Annotated in this window: 1 pseudogene; it reads left to right on the forward strand. The window is 72.0% G+C overall.

Going from position 1 to position 232, the window contains the following annotated elements:
- Nucleotides 1–178 (forward strand): annotated as a pseudogene (locus SB822_RS61265) (MBL fold metallo-hydrolase); the annotation flags it as partial.
- Between the last annotated feature and the right edge of the window lie 54 nt (nt 179–232).

Genomic DNA, 232 nt, shown 5'->3' on the forward strand with positions numbered 1-232 from the left:
GTTCAACGGCTTCGAGCACGATCCGGAAGAAGCCGCGCGCGTGCGCATCGACCTGCTGACGGAACTGGCCGCCAGCGGCGAGATGCTGGTCGCCACGCACCTGCCGTTCCCGTCCATCGGCCGTGTCGCCGCCGACGGCGAGGTGTTCCGCTGGGTCCCGGCGTACTGGGATTTCTGATCGCGGGCCAGGCAGGCCGCTGGCACCGCCAGGGCCTGCCGTCCGGCCGACGGC

It is taken from the genome of Paraburkholderia sp. SIMBA_054 (assembly GCF_046534875.1).
In the GTDB taxonomy this organism is placed as follows: domain Bacteria; phylum Pseudomonadota; class Gammaproteobacteria; order Burkholderiales; family Burkholderiaceae; genus Paraburkholderia; species Paraburkholderia hospita.